Source organism: Cutibacterium acnes, from assembly GCF_003030305.1.
Classification (GTDB): domain Bacteria; phylum Actinomycetota; class Actinomycetes; order Propionibacteriales; family Propionibacteriaceae; genus Cutibacterium; species Cutibacterium acnes.
The window spans coordinates 341,234-358,338 of the sequence record NZ_CP023676.1; the positions used below are offsets into that span (position 1 = coordinate 341,234).

Sequence of the window (17,105 nt, forward strand, 5' to 3'; positions counted from 1 at the left end):
CGCAATTTTGTGTATTGACCGCTAGCGATGAGCCTTAACAGGTGCGCGATCGTCAGCCATCCATCCCCATCACCTCGTTGTAGAGCCGGGTGGTGTGTAAGGCGATGTAGTTGATTTCGGCTTTCGTCAGGTCGTTGCCGATCACTTTCGACATGTGCTCGGCCACTTGGCTAGCTGCCAATGTGGCTTCTGCGTAGCGATCTGACATGAGCCCCACAATGTCCAGGTCAACGTGAGAGAGCTGCTTGTTGTCCGAGGCCCGAGCGAACAGATAGCGAAGGTGGGTGACGAAGCGGGATGCGCTCATGGACGAACGGTCGATCTCAACGTGCCACAGGTCCTCCAGCTCGGTGAAAACGTCGCAGATCGTCTGGGTCATCGACATGGTCCGCGAAACGTCTTTACTGTCCCACCGCTGATTGATGAAGTGCAGGGAGAATGCCACCCATTCCTCGGGTTGCAGATGGATTCCGAGAGCACCGTCGACGATTTCGACAGCGCGTCGGCCCAGTTCCGCCTCATCGGGATAGAGCTGACGGACTTCCCATTCCAAGGGAAAGTCGATGACGGCCCCCTGCTTAGCTCGGTGCACAGCTGCGACGAGGTGATCGAGGATGGGCAGCATCATCCGTCGGGCATGGGGAGTGCCCAGCTCTTCGCGCGCCAATTCGACGATTGCCTGTGCCACTCGCACCTCGGTGTGAGTGGCGTTCGTTAGCAGTGATGCGATGGCGGTCGTGCGATAGGCACCCTCTGCGACATATCGCTGGGCCGACGAGGCATCGACGATCTCCCCGCGGTGTCGTCCGTAGGCGATACCGCGAGCATTGACGACCATTTCGGTCCCCGAACCGTTGACGCCGAGAAGGACATTGTTGTTGTAAATCTTCTTGACGATGACGTGCCCGGGTCTGAGCGATCCCTGCTTCGTCGTTGCGTACCGTGAGCGATCCGGGCGTTGCACCGGGTCATCCTGCGGTGACTGAGAGCACTGACGCCGGATCATTGCTGCGTTCCGAGATGGTGAACCCGGCCGCGTTGGTCACGACCACGGGGGAGATCAGCGACGGTACGCGTGGCCGTATGCTGTCCAGGTCGACGCTCAGGAGCGGATCGCCGGTCCTGACCCTGTCGCCCTCGTTGACGTGGGCAGTGAAACCTTCGCCCTTCAGCTCAACGGTGTCGACGCCGACGTGGACCAGAACCTCCGCCCCATTGTCTGCGCGCAGGCTGACGGCGTGGAGGGTCGGCGCGACAAGCATGACGAGGCCGTCGATGGGCGAGGTGAAGTCGCCCGAGACCGGGGCGACCGCAAAGCCTGGGCCCATGTGCTTGCCTGCGAATACGGGGTCCGGTACGTCAGCAATATCGATGATCTCGCCCGAGACCGGTGCTGCGATGGTCAGGGGTGTGGCCTTGCGGCGCTTGCGGAAAATGGACATGTCGACACCTTTCAGTCGTCGATTCCGAGTTGGGCGTTGATGGCGTTCTTGTAGAGGATGGCTTTGGCTCCGTAGACGGCCTGGACTCCGCCGCCGACCTCGAAGACCTCGGTCGCTCCGAGATTCTTGAGGCTGGCTTTGCTGACCTGATCAGGCGCTTTTACTGACACACGCAGACGCGTGATGCACGCGTCGACGTCCTCGATGTTCTCGGCACCGCCCAAGGCAGTGATGATTTCCGCCGCTGTCTCGTCGATCCCGTCGTTCCTCCGCTCGGACTTTTCCTGGGACCTTCTATCGGTGGGTGTGGCGGCAGTCATGGTGTCCTCGAGATGGCCCGGGGTGGCGATCCGGAATTTCTTGATGAAAAAGGTGAAGGAGAAATAGTAGATGACGAACCAGAGCGCGCCGACAGGCAACACATACAGCCAGTGGGTCTTGGCCTCACCTTGCAGCACACCGAACAGGAGGTAGTCGATAGCACCACCCGAGAAGGTATTGCCAATACGAATGTTGATGAGGTCCGCCACCAGGAAGGAGACGCCATCGAGGACCGAATGGAACACGTAGAGCAGGGGGGCCACGAAGAGGAACATGTATTCGATGGGTTCGGTGATTCCGGTCAGGAAGGACGTGAAGGCGACGGAGGCGAACAATCCGGTGTACTTGGCGCGACGCCCCTTGGGAACGCAACGCCACATCGCCAGACAGGCCCCAGGCAGTCCAAACATCATGGTGGCGAAGCGACCGGCAAAGTACTTGGTGGAATGGGTGAACAGTCCGACATGGTTGGGATCAGCCAGCTGGGCGAAGAAAATCTTCTGTGCGCCTACAACCGTTTTGCCGGCGACTGCCTCGGTACCGCCGAGGGGTGTGTACCAGAACATCGGATAGATCATGTGGTGAAGGCCGACGGCGCCGGCTAGCCGCATGAGGAAGCCATAGAAGAACGTACCAATGACACCCCAGTCTGCGATCGCAGTGCCGGCTGACACCATCCCGGCCTGGATTGGTGGCCAGACGACAAAGAAGAATGCGCCAATGATGATTCCCGCGAAAGCCGTAACAATGGGAACGAAGCGTGAGCCTCCGAAGAACCCGAGGAAAGCGGGGAGCTCGATGTTGTGATAGCGGTTGTGAAGCCATACGGCGACGGCACCGATGACGAGCGAACCGACGACACCGGTGTCAATTGTCCGATCGGGGTGACGGGAGAGAACGACAAGCGCCTTCGTGGTGGCTGTCATGACCAGGAAACCGGTGATGCCGGCGAGTGCCGCGGTTCCCTTGTCACGTTTTGCCAGGCCGATGCACAAGCCGATGGACAGTAGCAGGGCAAGGTTTTCGAAGATGACATTTCCAGCTGCGCTCATTACCTGGAAGATGTCTTGGAGGATGGGATTGTCGAGAACTGGGTAGCTCTTGACGGTGGTGGGGTTGGACAGCGCACCACCGATCCCTAGCAGCAGACCTGCGGCAGGGAGGATGGCGATCGGTAGCATGAACGCCTTACCGATCTTCTGCAGAGTCTTGAACATGTCAGTTCTCCAACGACGTGTGGGGGATGCGGGCGCGAATCGCGTCGATGAATTGGGTGCAGATTTGGGCGGGACGGGTGATTGTGCCACCAACGGCAACGATGTCGGCTCCGGTGGACAGGATTGTCTTGATGTCGCGAACCGAGTTGGCACGGATATCGACGGCCCCGGACTGCGCAGCTGCCGTCGTGAATAGGGGCGTGACACCACCGCTCTTGGAATATATGGGTTCATCAGGCAATGTCTGGCACGGCACGATGAGTCCCTTCGCTAGGGACTGAACGACTGAATTCATGCGAACCTCCGGCAACGTGGGGTATACCCGCCTGAACACGCTCGTGCCCGCCGGTGGATCAGGTATTGCCGAAAGTTACAAGCCTGAGATCCATGAACTGCTATTGAGACGCTAGCACAGCCTCTGTCGGTGACGTTTGGGTGGGGGAGTCGCAGTACGAGTGTGGTCAGATTTACAGCCGTGTTTACCAGTGAGCTGGGATGATGACGTAGCTTGTGTAACCTCTTCGGTACCGTCTTTAAGCTAGTAACCAATAAAGGATTCGTCACGAACCGGTGTTGATCGTAAGGGGTACTACGAGGTCTCGGGCCACGTGACGGGATTTGTGCCACAGATCCTAGTGAGGTCAAGACCGTGAAATCCAAGGACTTGACTGAAATCTGAGGTTTCTATGTGGAGTTCAGTCAATTTGACCGTGAGTACTCGGCCAAATTGACGGAAATTCCGGGTATGGGTCACATTGAGCCCGTCCAGGAAAGGGTCGACGCGAATAACAGGGCGGGTCCTGGGGCAGATGCGAGTGGAGTTTCGACGGAACCTTACGGTGCTGTCCGAGTGATCTTCGGCTTGATGACGACCCATGCGAGGGCTGCGCCGACGACGAGCGCGACGGCACTGATGGCGAGCGGGACATGAGTCCCTTGACCACGGGGGGAAGCCACAGGGTGTAACCATAGAAACCGCCCATGAAACACAGGTAGATGGCAATGAGTTGCCACACGTGTGCGCTGCGGGCGGCGGCTAGGTACCCACCGTCGCCATCGATGATGGGTTTGTTGGCCTCGTCGGCAGCCAGTTCGGCCTCGATGTATTCGCGTTCGGCGCCGGATGCCCATTTCGCATCATGAGGGTGGTCGGTCCAAGAATATCTCGGGTCACAGGCTAATGAGGCTACCTCGTCGGTGCACTAGACCGTCATCGAGTAAGGATTCCAGGCACCTCGATGCCTGATCGGGCTCGGGCCAGGCGGAAAGAGCCATCTGGACCTTCACCCCGCGAGGGCTGTTGCGCACCACGTCCATAATCACGCCGCGGCACTGGCGGTCCGTGCCCTTCCATGGCTGTCCTCGACGGGCCGGGGCATTGTCCGGCTTGCCGTCGATCACCCACCTGCAGCTATCCCGGATCGGGCAGACCTCACACTGCGGAGACCGCGCCGTGCATACCAGTGCCCCCAATTCCATCGACGCCACCGCCCACTTGGCCGCTCGGACGTCTTCGTCGGGAACCAACGCGTCGGCGACTACCCGCTCAGCCCTCGTCACCGAGGTTGGACAGTTTGCGATCCCAGACTCTGCTCTAGCGATGAGGCGACGTACATTGGTGTCAAGCACTGTGGCGCGGCCGCCAAACGCAAAGGAGACGACTGCGCTAGCGGTGTAGTCGCCAATACCCGGGAGGGCGACGAGCTCGTCGTAACTGTTGGGCACAACCCCGTCGTGCTCGGTGGCGATCGCGACGGCACAGGAATGCAGGCGTAAGGCCCGGCGCGGGTAACCCAGGCGCCCCCACGCGGCAACCGCTTCCCCAGAGTCCTCCTCCGCCAAATCATCAGGGGTGGGCCAGCGGTTCATCCACTCGTGCCACGGCCCGATCACCCGGGACATCGGGGTCTGTTGGCTCATGACCTCGCTAACCAGCACGCCCCACGCGGAGGTGCCGGGTCGGCGCCACGGCAGATCGCGTCCGTTGGCGTCGAACCAGGCACAGATTGCCTCGATGACCTGCGAAGTCAGCCCGGTGTCAGGCACTGATCACCTGGGAAGCCGCCTGGGCAGCCTTCGGCAGGGCGGCGCGGAAAACCTCGAAAGCTTCGTCGTCGTGAGCGTCGGAGAGGAACCAGGCCTCAAAGCACGATGGCGGCAGGTTGACCCCGGCATCTAGCATCGCGTGGAAGAACGCGGTGTAAGCCTCGGCATTCTGAGACTTGGCGTTGTCGTAATTGCGCACCGGAGAGTCGACGCCGAGGAATACGCTGAAGAGATTTCCGGCGTTCTGCAGGCGGTACGTGACGCCGGCTGCGTCAAGCGCGGATACGAGCTCACTGCGCCATTTCTCAGAGCGCGCATCGAGGCGCTGGTACACCCCGGCGTCGGCCAGCTGCAGGGTTTTGACACCCGCGACGGTGGCCAGCGGGTTACCGGACAAAGTGCCGGCCTGGTAGACGGGGCCGGTAGGAGCCAGCAAATCCATGACCTCGGCGCGCCCACCTAGGGCAGCCAGCGGCATACCACCGCCGACGACCTTGCCGAACGTGAAAATATCGGGAGCGAAGTCCTCGCCGGCCTGCTGTTGCAAACCCCAGAATCCCGACGGGCTGCACCGGAATCCGGTGAGTACTTCGTCGGTGATCATGAGGGCACCGTGCTCGGTTGTGAGGCGACGAATCGCGGCATTGAAGCCGGGTTCGGGGGGAACAACTCCCATATTGGCCGGGCAGGACTCCACGATCACTGCAGCAATCTGGTCGCCACGCTCGGAGAACACCGCGTCGAGGGCGGCGACGTCGTTGTAATCCACCACAATAGTGTCGGCCGTCGAGGCGGCTGGCACACCGGCCGAACCGGGCAGGCCAGCCGTCGCCACGCCGGAACCGGCGGCGGCGAGCAGGACGTCAGAATGGCCGTGGTAGTTACCGGCAAACTTGACGATGACGTCACGCCCAGTGGCGCCACGGGCTAAACGGACCGCAGTCATTGTCGCCTCAGTGCCTGTTGAGACGAAACGCACCTTCTCGACCGGAGCCATCCGCTCGATGATGGCATCCGCTAGTTCGGTTTCGGTGCGGGTCGGGGCGCCAAAGGACAGCCCTTTCGACGCGGCCACCTGAACCGCAGAGACGACCTCGGGACGGGCGTGCCCAAGCAAAGCCGGACCCCAGGTGCACACCAGATCGACGTAGCGCGTGCCCTCGGCGTCCCAGATCCACGGGCCTTGGGCCTTCTCAATGAAGCGAGGAACCCCGCCCACCGAGCCGTAAGCCCGCACCGGGGAATCAACCCCGCCGGGAATGACGGCCTGGGCGGCGGAGAACAGTTCGGCGTTGGAGGTCATTTCTTCCTTCCGGTGTGGGGGTTTGTGGTGAGCATGATCACGACGGGTCAGAGGTCCTCGCGAAACATCTGCGCCGCCTCGATTGCCCAGTAGGTCAAGACAAGATCGGCACCGGCACGCACGATCGAGGTCAGGGACTCTCCGATGCAACGTCGACGATCGATCCAACCGTTTGCGGCAGCGGCCTCGAGCATGGCGTATTCTCCAGAGACCTGGTAAGCGGCAACCGGTACCTGCGACACCTCGGCGACATCGGACAACACGTCGAGGTAGTGGGAGGCGGGCTTCACCATGACCAGGTCGGCTCCCTCGGCGAGGTCGAGAAGGGTTTCGCGCAGGCCTTCCCGGCGGTTCGGTGGATCCTGCTGGTAAGTCTTGCGATCACCCTTAAGGGAACAGTTGACGGCGTCGCGGAAGGGGCCAAAGAAGGCTGAAGCGTACTTAGCTGAATAGGCCATGATGGACACATCGGTGAATCCCTCGCGATCCAGAGTATCGCGAATGACAGCGATCTGACCGTCCATCATCCCCGACGGGGAGACCATGTGGGCTCCGGCGCGCGCTTGGGAGACCGCCATCGCGGCATATAGCAGCACAGTGGAGTCATTATCGACGCGACCATCAGGGGTCAGAGCTCCGCAGTGTCCATGATCGGTGAACTCGTCTAGACAGGTGTCGGCACAGATCACCAGATCGTCGCCGACGGCCTCGCGCACCGCGGAGATGCCGGCGTTGAGGATGCCTTTCAGGTCCCAGGCCTGAGAACCGATCTCGTCTTTGTGCTCCGGGATACCAAACAGGTCAATACCACCAATACCGGCCTCGGCAGCTTGGGTGGCGAGCTCCTTGATCGACTCGGTGGAGTGCTGGAATTGGCCGGGCAGGCTGGTGATCTCGACGGGGGAATCGATCCCCTCTTTGACGAACGCCGGCAGCATTAACTGGGCGGGGGCGACGCGGGTTTCGGCGACCATCCGGCGCATCGCAGGAGTGGTGCGTAGTCGACGCGGACGAGAAACAGGACGCAGCCCCTCGGGCAATGGCTTGACCCCAGCCATGCGGGGATCACTGGCATCAGGCAGGTACGGGTTCATGATCAACTTCCTTCGCGAACGGCCGTCGGTCAGGCGACCAAGGACTCAACCGCCTCAAGGACGGCTTCAGGAGTGGGGGAGGAGGCCACCGCATGCGCTGGGTGACCGAGTACTTCGAGTGTTCTTGCAGTGGGCTTACCGAGGGCGACGAGCTTCTGACGACGCCATCCCAGCGGCTCCACCAGCTCGACGAGGGCACGTCCCACCGAGGAGGCAGTGACGACGACGACCCCGACAGACGGCCACGACTGGGCGATGACCTCAGGCAGTTTCTCGACGGCAGCGGTGGTATAGATCTCCAATCGGTTTACCGTGCAGCCGACCTTCGTCAGCCCCAGCGGTACGGTATCGGCGGTTAACTGGGACGCTGGTAGGAGGATACTGGCGACTCCACCTGGCCACTCGGCGACCAGACCAGCGCCGCTGTGATTCTCGGGGACGAAGTCGACGTCAATCCCACGTGTGCGCAGCGCAGCAGAGGTAGCGGCGCCGACCGCAGCTACTTTGATGTTGGGATTCGGCAACGGGGTAGGGAGCAGTCCGACGGTGGTCTTCGAGGTGACGACCAGCCAGTCGGCCTGCCACAGGTCAGGGGCAGTAAGCCTCTCCGCATCCGGCAAGGTGACGGTGCGCGTCAGCGCTGTGTGGATCACTCCATAACCGGCCTGCTTCAAAGTCGTCACGAATTTGTCGTGGGAGTCGTCACGGGGAACAACAACTGGGGGCTTGACGAGATCGGCAGGATTTGTGGTCATCGAGTGCTTCCTGAAGCTTTGAGATCTGCAACGTCGGCGGCACCATCGTCCAGTAACTCTTCGGCAGCCGTCACCCCCAGCGTATGCGCCGCCGCCAGCGCTGGTTCGACCTCCGCGGGTAATTCGACGCTGACCTGTTCCCGAACGGTGCGGGAACCGTCGACAGCAGCCACTACAACATCCAGGGTTAACACTTGTAGGGATTTTCCCGAAACAGGCTTGAGTTGAGCTAATGCTCCGATGGGGGCAGCGCACCCCGCCTCTAGATGGGAGAGCACCGCACGTTCGGCGGTGGCGGCCAGCCTGGTTCTGCGGTCGTCAATCCGTGCCAGCGCTTTGGCGAGCTTGCCATGACGTGAATCAGCGGTCCGGCATTCGACGGCTAGCGCTCCCTGAGCAGGGGCAGGCAGTACTACCGACGGGTCGAGGAACTCAGTGACGGCGCCGCTATGACCTAGTCGAGCTAGTCCGGAGGCTGCGAGCACGACGGCGTCGAGGTCCTCCTTGCCACCGTTTTTGGCGTAGCGGCCGAGTCCTTTGACGCGACCCAGCCGAGTGTCGACATTTCCACGGATATCGACGATCGTCAGGTCCGGTCTGACCGCCAACAACTGTGCGGCCCGACGTGGCGAGCCCGTCCCGACGCTAGCTTCTTGCGGGAGGTCGTGAAGGGTGAGCCCATCGCGGGCCACCAAAGCGTCACGCGGGTCTGCTCGAGCTGGAACGGCACCGATCGCCAGTCCTAACGGACGTCCTGTCGGTAGATCTTTGAAGGAGTGGACGGCAATGTCGGCTTCTCCCTCGAGGAGGGCCGCACGGATCGCCGAGGCGAACACCCCGATTCCTCCCATGGCCGCTAACGAGGCCGTCGAGGTGTCCCCGTGAGTAGTGATCGTCGTCAGATTGACGTCCAGCCCCTCCGACCTGAGCAGCCCCGCAACCATCTCTGATTGAGTAGTGGCCAGAGTGCTGGCACGGGTTCCCAGACGGATCGCAGACATATTGCCTATTGTGGCACTCAGTACCGACGCCGATTCCAGCCTGCAATCAGACAAGTTGACGGACAGTTCGGCGGGCCTGCGGCACCAGAGCGGCAATGCCCGAACCCGATGCCCACGACCCCACTAAGCCGATCCGTCCCTGTCCAGACTGGTTCAATACCTCTAGCTGGCGGTGCAGACCATCGCGCCATGCTCGGGCCTGTGGAGTCGTCGGTGCGAGGGAACCTGTCCAGTGAATGATCTGGGAGTCTACGACCTGCTCCGCCGAGAGGTCCACGCCGAGTAGGACGGAAGCGTCCGTTAGAGCCTGATCGACGCTCAAAGCGACATTCGCTTCACCAGATCGACCATAGGAAACCCGTAGCAAGTGGAGACCTTCGGGACACGATTCTCTCAAGCTGGGCCACTTCGCCGACATGTGAGTAAGTGCCTTGGCAGTAACGGTGGTCGTTCCGGGGGCCACCAGCATGCCGTTTCCGCGTGGGCTCGAGTCCAGCGCGGGTGCCTGCAAGGCGAGATTGACGTGGCCGATCGGCGCGCCCGGTGCCAACTCGGGCCCAACGGTGTCGATGACATTGCTGAGCAGTTTTGTGGCAGGTCCAGCTGAACAGGCCACGACGACCCGAGGGGTCAGGAAGGAACGAATCTCGCCGTCGGTGACGGGGGGCAAAGATGGATCCGGATTGCGGGAGGTACCAGCGGTCTCCACTAGCCACTGATCTCCGTGGCGGGTTAGCCCGCGAGCTCCTACTCGGGTCATGGTCGTCGCGCCGGCCTGTTCTGCCTGACGACGCAGTTCGGCCGGCATGATGAACATGCCACCGGCTACCGACGCGACTGCAGGCCCCGCTGGCATCCGTGAGCGGCACAGCGCAACTCCCGCTGCTAGCGATCCGGTGGCCTGGGCGGCGGCCCTCAGACCGGGGGAGACGACGTCGACTGACAGTAGATGTGGGTCGGCGGCGTGGATTCCCCCGGCGATCGGGGTGACGAGACGCCGCAATACCTCTGACCCCATCCGGGAGGCAACGAGCGTACCCAGGTCGCGAGGGAGATCCTCAGGCATGGGTGCGCGATCAAGTTCGGCGGCGCGGGCAGCCTCTTCCGCTCCCAGGGCGATGATGACGGCTGGGTCCGACAAGTTCGCCGGGATGCCAAGAATGGCATTATCGGGCATCGCGAAGCAGGCGTCATCGAAGTACACCCAAGACGGGGCGATGGTCGGCTTCTCAACCGTCAATCCCAACTCGGTGGCCAGTTCAGCGGTGTCTGGTAGACGGACCGCCCACCCCTCGGCCCCGATGTCGTAGCTGATTCCGGCCAGCGTCGACCTGGCAATCAGCCCGCCGGTGTACCCGCGGGATTCGACAAGTACCGGGTGCAGACCTTCCTGGGTGAACTGCCAGGCGGCCACGAGGCCAGCCATGCCCCCGCCAATGACGACGGCGTCGACGTGCTGCGGATCAGAAATGTTCATCGTCGCTACTCGGCTCACAGGGAGTGCACCAGCTCCACCAGCCGTGTCAAGACGTTGGGGTCGGTGTTGGAGGGCACACCGTGACCCAGATTGACGACGTGTCCAGGGGCCTGACGTCCTGCCGCGACGATATCGCGGGTGGCGGACTCCAGCGGTTCCCATCCGGCGAAGAGCAAGGCGGGATCGATGTTGCCCTGAACCGGCATCTCCATCCCGGAGACCATAAGAGTGGCGCAGGCCTCATCGAGGCTAATCCGGTGGTCGACACCAAGTACTGGGTACCGTGACGCAGTAGCTGCCACCTGCGCAAACTCAGATAGCAGATGGGTGGCATTGATGCCAAAGTGAACCACCGGGATGTTCGGATCGACGGTAGCCAGAGCCCGCTGAGAGAACGGTGCGACGCTGGCTCTATAATTGCTTGCGCTCAGCGACCCAGCCCAGGAATCAAAGAGCTGGAAGGCACGCGCCCCGCCGCGCAGCTGAGCAGCCAGGAAGGCAGCATCCAAGTCGGCAACCCACTCCATCAGCCTTGCCCAGGTCTGTGGGTCTGAGTGCATCATCGCTCGGGCAGACAGATGGTCGCGGGAAGGGCCGCCCTCGACGAGGTAGGCGGCGATAGTAAACGGGGCACCCGCGAAACCGATGAGCGGTGTGGCGTCGCCTAACTCGGTGATCGCCAGGCGTGTAGCCTCCTCGATAACCGAGGGGTCCTCGACATGACGTCGAGTAATGCGGTCAACGTCGGAGGCAGTGCGGACGGGTTCGTCGAGAACGGGCCCGACTCCTGGCTCAATGCGCACCTCTGCCCCCGCCAGAGCTAGCGGCACCATGATGTCGGAGTAGAGAACGGCCCCGTCGACGTGGTGGCGGCGCACAGGTTGGCAGGTAATCTCGGCGGCGAGCTCAGGGTTGAGGCAAGACTCGAGCATCGTGGTGCCCTCTCGGGCTTCGCGGTACTCCGGTAGCGAACGGCCTGCCTGGCGCATAAACCACACCGGGGTGACGGTAGGGCGGTGCCCAGTCATGGCTTGCAGAAGCGGTGAATCTGCCATGAAGGTAGTGGTCTCAGTCATCACCCCGATTGTGCCCCACCACGTGCAGATGCCGCCCACAGGACGGTTATTGGGCGAGTTATGAGCTTCGTATGTACTGGGGTTCGTCGTTACAGCATGGTTGAATAACGCTTCGTGGGATTGTGTGTCTTGACCGTGGATCATGCCGAGCAGGGGCTTGACGTCGTTTCCGAGGCGGCCGCGCAGGTTGACGGACTTGGCCTGGCATTGACCGATCATCCCCAGATCCGGGGCGCCCTTGTGCTGTCAACGTGCAACCGGGTGTGCCTGATCGTTGAAACCTCCCCTGAAGCCGTCGCGCAAGGGTTCGACGAGGCCGCGTTACGCAGGTGCATTGCCGATCACGGAGCAAACGTGTTAGCTGAATCTGCCCAGCTCGTCTGTGAGAACGACGCCGTTTGGCGTTTGTTCCGTGTGGCTGCGGGCATGGAGTCGATGGTTTTTGGGGAACGTGAGGTCGCCGGACAGATGAAGCGTGCTCTCAGTGAGGCGCGCCGTGAACAGACCGTCTCCTACACCATTGGTCACGTCGTTGAGGAAGCTCTCAAGACGTCACGTCATGTCGCTACCGAGACTGCGTTGGCTGCTGAGGGACGCACCGTTGTCGCGGTCGGGCTTGACCTCGTTGCCCAGCGGATGGACTTGGATGGCGCTCGGGTGCTCGTTATGGGGACTGGCTCCTATGCCGGTGCGTCGTGCGCCCAGCTGAGTTCTCGGGGAGTCGCCGAGATTCAAGTCCATTCAGCTTCCGGACGTGCCGCCGGATTCGCTCGACGCCACCGGGTCAGTGAGGCTCTCGACATCGACGCCGCGCTGGCACAAGCTGATCTTGTCGTCACCTGCCGTGGGTCGGGAGTTCCTGCGTTGTCTGCTGAGGCTGCTCGGCGCGCGGTCGACGCTCGAAGGGGCCGCGATCTCATGGTGCTCGATTTAGCAATCAGCGGGGACGTTGAGGAGCCTGTCCCCGCTGGGGTAGAGGTCATCGACCTTGAGACGATCCGGCAGGCTGTTCCCGCCTCTGCGGAAGCTGAGCGGGCCGCCGCCGAACACATCATCGCTACGGGAGTCCGTCACTTTGCCGTAGACCTCGAACGTCGTCGGATGGCCCCGGCTGTCGTCGCTCTGCGCGACGTCATTTCAGATCTCGTTACTGCTGAACTGGAGCGTCTGCCCGAAGAAGGCTCGGTCCCTGTCGATGAGGTAGCGGCGTCTCTTCGACGACTCGCTGCATCTATGGCGCACATCCCGTCGGCTCGAGCCAGGATGGCCTCTGAGCAGGGCTTGGGCGATCGCTGGCTTAACTCATTGTCGGATGTATTGGGGATTGACGTGGATATCGCGGCACCCGTCATCGACATGTCCAGCTTCGCCAATGCTGACTGCATGACGTGTCCGGTTACCGGCCTGCGGGTGGAGGACCTTGCCACAGATGCGGCACCCCGAGGTGAGGAGAGGACATCGTGACCGCTAATCCCTACGCTGCTCCCACGGACCCGTTGGCCCCTTATAGCGCCGTGCTTGTCGTTTCTTTTGGCGGTCCGCGTTCCCCTGAAGAGGTCATGCCTTTTCTGAGAAGGGTCTCCCACGGTCGCATTCCTGAAGAACGCTTGGCTGATGTCGCCCGACACTATGACCGTTTCGGCGGTGTCAGCCCGATTAACGATGCGACGGACGTTTTCGTCAACGCGATTGGGAATGAACTGCGCCGTCACGGAGTACGAGTTCCAGTGCTGTTAGGGAACCGCAACGGCACCCCCTTCCTTGAGGAAGCGCTGACTGACATGCACGCGCACGGGGTGCGTCGGGTGTTAGCGGTTGTCACCTCTGCCTACGCCAGTTACTCCGGGTGCCGTCAGTATCGCGAGGAGATCGCGACTGCCCTGGCTCACGCCGGTATCACCGATATGCAGGTCGACAAGGTACCTCCCTTTAACGAGGCGCCGGGATTCATTCGCGCTAACGCGGAAGCTCTGATGCAGGCGTTTATGCGGATCCCGCCTACTCCTCTTGAGGCTACCCGCGTCGTTTTCGTCACTCACTCCATCCCTGACTCTATGCAGGACGCATCTGGCGCTGGGCAGCCGGGGACGGATTACATTTCTCAGCACAAGGCGGTTTGTGAGAGGGTCGCTGGTCAGGTGCGCCAGGTCTTCGGGAATATGCCGCAGTGGGACTTGGCCTATTGCTCGAGGTCGGGGCGACCCAGCGACCCGTGGCTTGAACCGGACATTATCGATCACCTCCGCAGTCTTCCCGAACAGGGCGTGCAATCTGTTGTCGTCGCTCCAATTGGCTTCGTTGCTGACCACATGGAGGTCGTTAATGACCTTGATTACGAGGCCGCCGAGGCAGCTAAGGAGTCCGGGCTCGCCTTCACGCGGGCGGCGACCGCTGGTACCCATTCCGCCTTTATCGCTGATCTCGCCGGGCTCATCTTGTCCCAGGCCGCGGCGGCTCGTGGTGAGGGTGGCAATCTAACGTCGTGGCCGGCTCCTTGCGTCGCCGGTTGTTGCCGACGCTACCCGGACGCTCAGGACATTCCAGCCGTCTCCGGTGGTGATGTCGAGTCCGTAGCTGCCGGTGCCGATGTAGTCGATGCTGAACCAGGAGGTGTGGATTTTGTGCCAAGCGGCTCAGCGAGTGCAGTCGATCGCCCGGGGCCAGAGGCGGTCGAACTGGAGACTCCTCCTTCCCCCTACAACCCGTTGACTAAGGAGACCCCCATGTCTGATCATTCGAGTGCTGATTCGGTGATTGAGGGACCACGCGACGACGAAGTTCCCGCCGGCTCCTACACCGCACCGACCGATCCCCGCGATACCCCGGTCATTCCCGAGGAGGTCAACGCCTCCAGCAAGTGGGCGATGTACTCGGTATTCCGCGTCGCGACCGCGCTTCCTGCCGAGGATGACGAGCGTCGCCGCCTTGTTGAGGGCTCCGACGAGTGGGCGGGACAGTCCGGTGTCGACACCCGAGGATGGTACGACCTGTCGGGCCTGCGCGCTAACGCCGACCTGCTGGTGTGGTGGGTTAGCGACGATCCGGCGGTGCTGCAGGATGCCTACCATCGTTTCCGCGCATCTGGGCTGGGGCGCCACCTGGAACCGGTGTGGTCGAACGTAGGAGTTCATCGTCCTGCGGAGTTCAACAAGTCTCACCTGCCCTCATGCTTTGCCGGCATCGCCCCGAGGCGTTGGGCTGCGTTCTACCCCTTCATTCGCTCCAAGGAGTGGTACCTCCTTCCGGCGGCTGATCGTTCCCGCATGCTGCGCGAACACGGCATCGTCGGCGCGGCCAGCTCCGACGTCAAAGCGTCGACGTTGGCGGCATTCGCGCTCGGGGACTACGAGTGGATTCTCGCGTTGGAGGGTGACGACCTCGCCCGTATTGTCGATGTCATGAAGGACCTTCGTTACGTTGAAGCCCGTCGTTATGTCGACGTGGATACCCCCTTCTTCACCGGCGAGCGCGTTTCTCCGGTGGTGTGGGCCGACCGTCAGATGAGAGCCTGATGACGTCATTGCGTGGTCTGACTGACCCAGTGGGGCCAGAATCTCCGCAAACATATTGGGTGCGCCGACTGATGTTGTTGGTTGTCGTGGTCGTCGTCGTGGCGTTGGTAATTGCCGGAATTGCCAAGCTGGCAGGGGGGTCGAAAGAGTCGGCTGCTCCAGCGGCTTCGTCGTTCACACCGGACCCGTCGTGGACGGACACTGCGTGGGCGTCGGTGACTCCTTCAGCAAGTTCATCCGCAGTGAGCCCAAGTAGGTCTGCGCCCCGGACGGAATCCCCATCGCCGTCGGCCTTGGCATCGACTCCGTCGGCGTCGTCAACGATGTGTGAGGGTTCGCAGCTGTCGGTGAAGGTGACCGGAGATACCAAAAAGCCCCATGTGGGTGACACCGAGACTTTCACCGTAGAGGTGAGTAGCTCAACTAGTTGCCACTGGGACACCCAGAAGGTGAAACAGACCCTCACCGTCACGTCTGGGTCGGATCGCATCTGGTCGACCGATGATTGCGGTTCCTGGGGGCCGAAGGGTGTGCACGAGATCAAGTCCAAGAACCCTTGGACCTACAAGATCTCATGGCCGACGAAGCGTTCTACGGGTAAGTGCAAGCTGTCTCAGGAGTCCCTAGGTGCGGGGTACTATGTCGCCACTGTAAATCTCGGTGGCGGCCCTAGCGGCCGCTTCGTTATGCGGATGGGTACCTGAACCCTGTCGACACACGTGTCAATGCATATGCGGATCTAATGATGATGGGTGCGCTGATCGCCTTCAAAGATCGACTCTAACCCTTGGCGAATTTCACGGGCCCGTCTGAGGCCGACCCCCTTAATATCGCCGAGCTCGGAGGTGGATGCTGACACCAGGCTTTGCAGATCGCTGAAGTGGTCAATAATCCGCTGGATTGTGCGTGACGACAGGTCCGTCATGAGTGTCAGCTGTCGATGACCGCGTGCCCGAATGGGGGAATCCAGCGGGTGTTCAGCAGGACCGAGGTTGATGGTCTCGGCCACCATGGTCACATTGAGCAGATCTTCCCAGGACAGTTTCTGTAATCCTGACAGGGAAAACCCGCCAGGAGCGACGGAATTGGGACGATAGTCATCAGTGAGCAACCGGCCTAGGTCTTCTACGCCTAGGGACAGTTCGTTGCGTTGTAATTGGACAAGGCGTCCCTCCACACCCAGAGCAGAGACATATCCACGGACCTCGGCATCGATACGACGCCACATTTCGACCCGCTGGGCGACAGCGGCGACGTCACGCACCTGGACTTGGTCGCGAATCTCTAAGGTGGTGAGGTTCTCGGCCTCGTCGACCAGACGCCCGCGGTAGCTTGCCAGGGTGGCAAGGGCCTGATTGGCTCGAGCGAGCAACTGTTCAGGCCTCTCGATCAGGTACCGACGGCCGTTAAGGAAGAGCGACATCACTGACATCGACGCCGAGACGACTACCACCGGCACACCGGTTTGTTGGGAGAGCCGATCTGCCGTGCGGTGACGGGTACCAGTCTCCAACGTGGGCAGGCTACCGTCGGGGACGAAGTGGACCGCAGCTGCTTTGATGCGCTCGTGATCACTCGAGACCACTAGCCCACCGTCCATCTTGGATAGCTCGCGCAGAGCCTGCGGGGTGAGTCTGACGTCAAGGGGGAATCCGCCGGAACAAACCCCGTTGATCTCTGGCCCATCACCGAGCACGATGAGACCACCAGTGCGTCCGTTAACGATGCGATCTAGTCCTTCCCGGATGGGCGTGCCAGGGGCCAAGAGGGCCATTAGATGGCGCACCTGTTCCGCCTGCATCTCCCGGGACGTCTCGGGATCGGGCTGGACGTCGTTCATGAGTCGACTCTAGTTCGCTGT

General features: G+C 61.7%; 16 protein-coding genes and 1 pseudogene. 4 read left to right on the forward strand and 13 right to left on the reverse strand.

What is annotated here, in order from left to right; all coding sequences use genetic code 11:
• Positions 1-52: 52 nt before the first annotated feature.
• Genes CPA42_RS01635 through CPA42_RS01650 form a run of 4 tightly spaced genes read right to left on the reverse strand, consistent with a single transcriptional unit; the run spans position 53 to position 3,275 of the window.
• On the reverse strand, positions 53-964 hold the full coding sequence (locus CPA42_RS01635) for a PRD domain-containing protein (RefSeq protein WP_002517240.1): 912 nt from the start codon (positions 962-964) through the stop codon (positions 53-55).
• 4 nt (positions 965-968) lie between these two features.
• The gene (locus tag CPA42_RS01640; protein ID WP_002517155.1) at positions 969-1,442 is read right to left on the reverse strand and encodes a PTS sugar transporter subunit IIA; all 474 of its coding nucleotides are present in this window, start codon (positions 1,440-1,442) and stop codon (positions 969-971) included.
• Positions 1,443-1,453: 11 nt separating this feature from the next.
• Complete coding sequence (locus CPA42_RS01645; protein WP_002517125.1) at positions 1,454-2,980, reverse strand: PTS transporter subunit EIIC; 1,527 nt, start codon at positions 2,978-2,980, stop codon at positions 1,454-1,456.
• A 1-nt stretch (position 2,981) separates the two neighbouring features.
• A complete protein-coding gene (locus CPA42_RS01650; RefSeq protein ID WP_002517172.1) occupies positions 2,982-3,275 on the reverse strand; it encodes an N-acetylmannosamine-6-phosphate 2-epimerase in 294 nt (97 codons plus the stop codon).
• A gap of 393 nt (positions 3,276-3,668) precedes the next feature.
• Between CPA42_RS01650 and CPA42_RS01655 the strand changes: the two genes are divergently transcribed.
• Complete coding sequence (locus tag CPA42_RS01655; RefSeq protein ID WP_002518709.1) at positions 3,669-3,911, forward strand: hypothetical protein; 243 nt, start codon at positions 3,669-3,671, stop codon at positions 3,909-3,911.
• On the opposite strand, the pseudogene CPA42_RS13495 reads toward CPA42_RS01655, so the two are convergent.
• From CPA42_RS13495 to hemE, 8 genes and pseudogenes are all read right to left on the reverse strand, one after another.
• Positions 3,898-4,134 (reverse strand): annotated as a pseudogene (locus tag CPA42_RS13495) (MFS transporter); the annotation flags it as partial. The gene CPA42_RS01655 and the pseudogene CPA42_RS13495 overlap by 14 nt on opposite strands.
• Positions 4,135-4,150: 16 nt before the next feature.
• Positions 4,151-5,026 (reverse strand): HhH-GPD family protein, encoded by an 876-nt coding sequence (locus CPA42_RS01665; protein WP_002517053.1) that lies wholly within the window; start codon positions 5,024-5,026, stop codon positions 4,151-4,153.
• On the reverse strand, positions 5,019-6,329 hold the full coding sequence (hemL, locus tag CPA42_RS01670) for a glutamate-1-semialdehyde 2,1-aminomutase (protein ID WP_002517127.1): 1,311 nt from the start codon (positions 6,327-6,329) through the stop codon (positions 5,019-5,021). The genes CPA42_RS01665 and hemL overlap by 8 nt, the downstream gene beginning before the upstream one ends.
• Positions 6,330-6,376: 47 nt before the next feature.
• Positions 6,377-7,423, reverse strand: coding sequence for a porphobilinogen synthase (hemB, locus tag CPA42_RS01675; protein WP_107127872.1), 1,047 nt, complete (start codon positions 7,421-7,423; stop codon positions 6,377-6,379).
• A gap of 29 nt (positions 7,424-7,452) precedes the next feature.
• On the reverse strand, positions 7,453-8,178 hold the full coding sequence (locus CPA42_RS01680; RefSeq protein WP_002517184.1) for a uroporphyrinogen-III synthase: 726 nt from the start codon (positions 8,176-8,178) through the stop codon (positions 7,453-7,455).
• Positions 8,175-9,179, reverse strand: a complete 1,005-nt coding sequence (hemC, locus tag CPA42_RS01685; protein ID WP_002518712.1) for a hydroxymethylbilane synthase — start codon at positions 9,177-9,179, stop codon at positions 8,175-8,177. Before hemC ends, CPA42_RS01680 begins: the two co-directional genes overlap by 4 nt.
• Before the next feature lie 46 nt (positions 9,180-9,225).
• Positions 9,226-10,656, reverse strand: coding sequence for a protoporphyrinogen/coproporphyrinogen oxidase (locus CPA42_RS01690; RefSeq protein WP_002518713.1), 1,431 nt, complete (start codon positions 10,654-10,656; stop codon positions 9,226-9,228).
• Positions 10,657-10,670: 14 nt separating this feature from the next.
• On the reverse strand, positions 10,671-11,732 hold the full coding sequence (gene hemE / locus CPA42_RS01695; RefSeq protein ID WP_002518714.1) for a uroporphyrinogen decarboxylase: 1,062 nt from the start codon (positions 11,730-11,732) through the stop codon (positions 10,671-10,673).
• Between the two features lie 129 nt (positions 11,733-11,861).
• Here hemE and CPA42_RS01700 point away from each other — a divergent pair, with 129 nt between their 5' ends.
• From CPA42_RS01700 to CPA42_RS01715, 3 genes are all read left to right on the forward strand, one after another.
• Positions 11,862-13,196 (forward strand): glutamyl-tRNA reductase, encoded by a 1,335-nt coding sequence (locus CPA42_RS01700; RefSeq protein WP_002518715.1) that lies wholly within the window; start codon positions 11,862-11,864, stop codon positions 13,194-13,196.
• Between the two features lie 50 nt (positions 13,197-13,246).
• Positions 13,247-15,244: a hydrogen peroxide-dependent heme synthase gene (hemQ, locus tag CPA42_RS01705; protein WP_254932573.1), complete on the forward strand. Its 1,998-nt coding sequence runs from the start codon at positions 13,247-13,249 to the stop codon at positions 15,242-15,244.
• A gap of 323 nt (positions 15,245-15,567) precedes the next feature.
• Complete coding sequence (locus tag CPA42_RS01715) at positions 15,568-15,948, forward strand: hypothetical protein (RefSeq protein WP_002519992.1); 381 nt, start codon at positions 15,568-15,570, stop codon at positions 15,946-15,948.
• 35 nt (positions 15,949-15,983) lie between these two features.
• On the opposite strand, the gene disA is transcribed toward CPA42_RS01715, so the two are convergent.
• Positions 15,984-17,084, reverse strand: a complete 1,101-nt coding sequence (gene disA, locus CPA42_RS01720) for a DNA integrity scanning diadenylate cyclase DisA (RefSeq protein ID WP_002517230.1) — start codon at positions 17,082-17,084, stop codon at positions 15,984-15,986.
• Between the last annotated feature and the right edge of the window lie 21 nt (positions 17,085-17,105).

Bases quoted from the DNA above. Each gene is read 5' to 3' on its own strand.
- hemB (WP_107127872.1), bottom strand. From the start codon at position 7,423: ATGAACCCGTACCTGCCTGATGCCAGTGATCCCCGCATGGCTGGGGTC.
- CPA42_RS01715 (WP_002519992.1), top strand. From the start codon at position 15,568: ATGTGTGAGGGTTCGCAGCTGTCGGTGAAGGTGACCGGAGATACCAAA.
- hemE (WP_002518714.1), bottom strand. From the start codon at position 11,732: ATGACTGAGACCACTACCTTCATGGCAGATTCACCGCTTCTGCAAGCC.
- CPA42_RS01690 (WP_002518713.1), bottom strand. From the start codon at position 10,656: ATGAACATTTCTGATCCGCAGCACGTCGACGCCGTCGTCATTGGCGGG.
- hemC (WP_002518712.1), bottom strand. From the start codon at position 9,179: ATGTCTGCGATCCGTCTGGGAACCCGTGCCAGCACTCTGGCCACTACT.
- disA (WP_002517230.1), bottom strand. From the start codon at position 17,084: ATGAACGACGTCCAGCCCGATCCCGAGACGTCCCGGGAGATGCAGGCG.
- CPA42_RS01650 (WP_002517172.1), bottom strand. From the start codon at position 3,275: ATGAATTCAGTCGTTCAGTCCCTAGCGAAGGGACTCATCGTGCCGTGC.
- CPA42_RS01680 (WP_002517184.1), bottom strand. From the start codon at position 8,178: ATGACCACAAATCCTGCCGATCTCGTCAAGCCCCCAGTTGTTGTTCCC.
- CPA42_RS01640 (WP_002517155.1), bottom strand. From the start codon at position 1,442: ATGTCCATTTTCCGCAAGCGCCGCAAGGCCACACCCCTGACCATCGCA.
- hemL (WP_002517127.1), bottom strand. From the start codon at position 6,329: ATGACCTCCAACGCCGAACTGTTCTCCGCCGCCCAGGCCGTCATTCCC.
- CPA42_RS01645 (WP_002517125.1), bottom strand. From the start codon at position 2,980: ATGTTCAAGACTCTGCAGAAGATCGGTAAGGCGTTCATGCTACCGATC.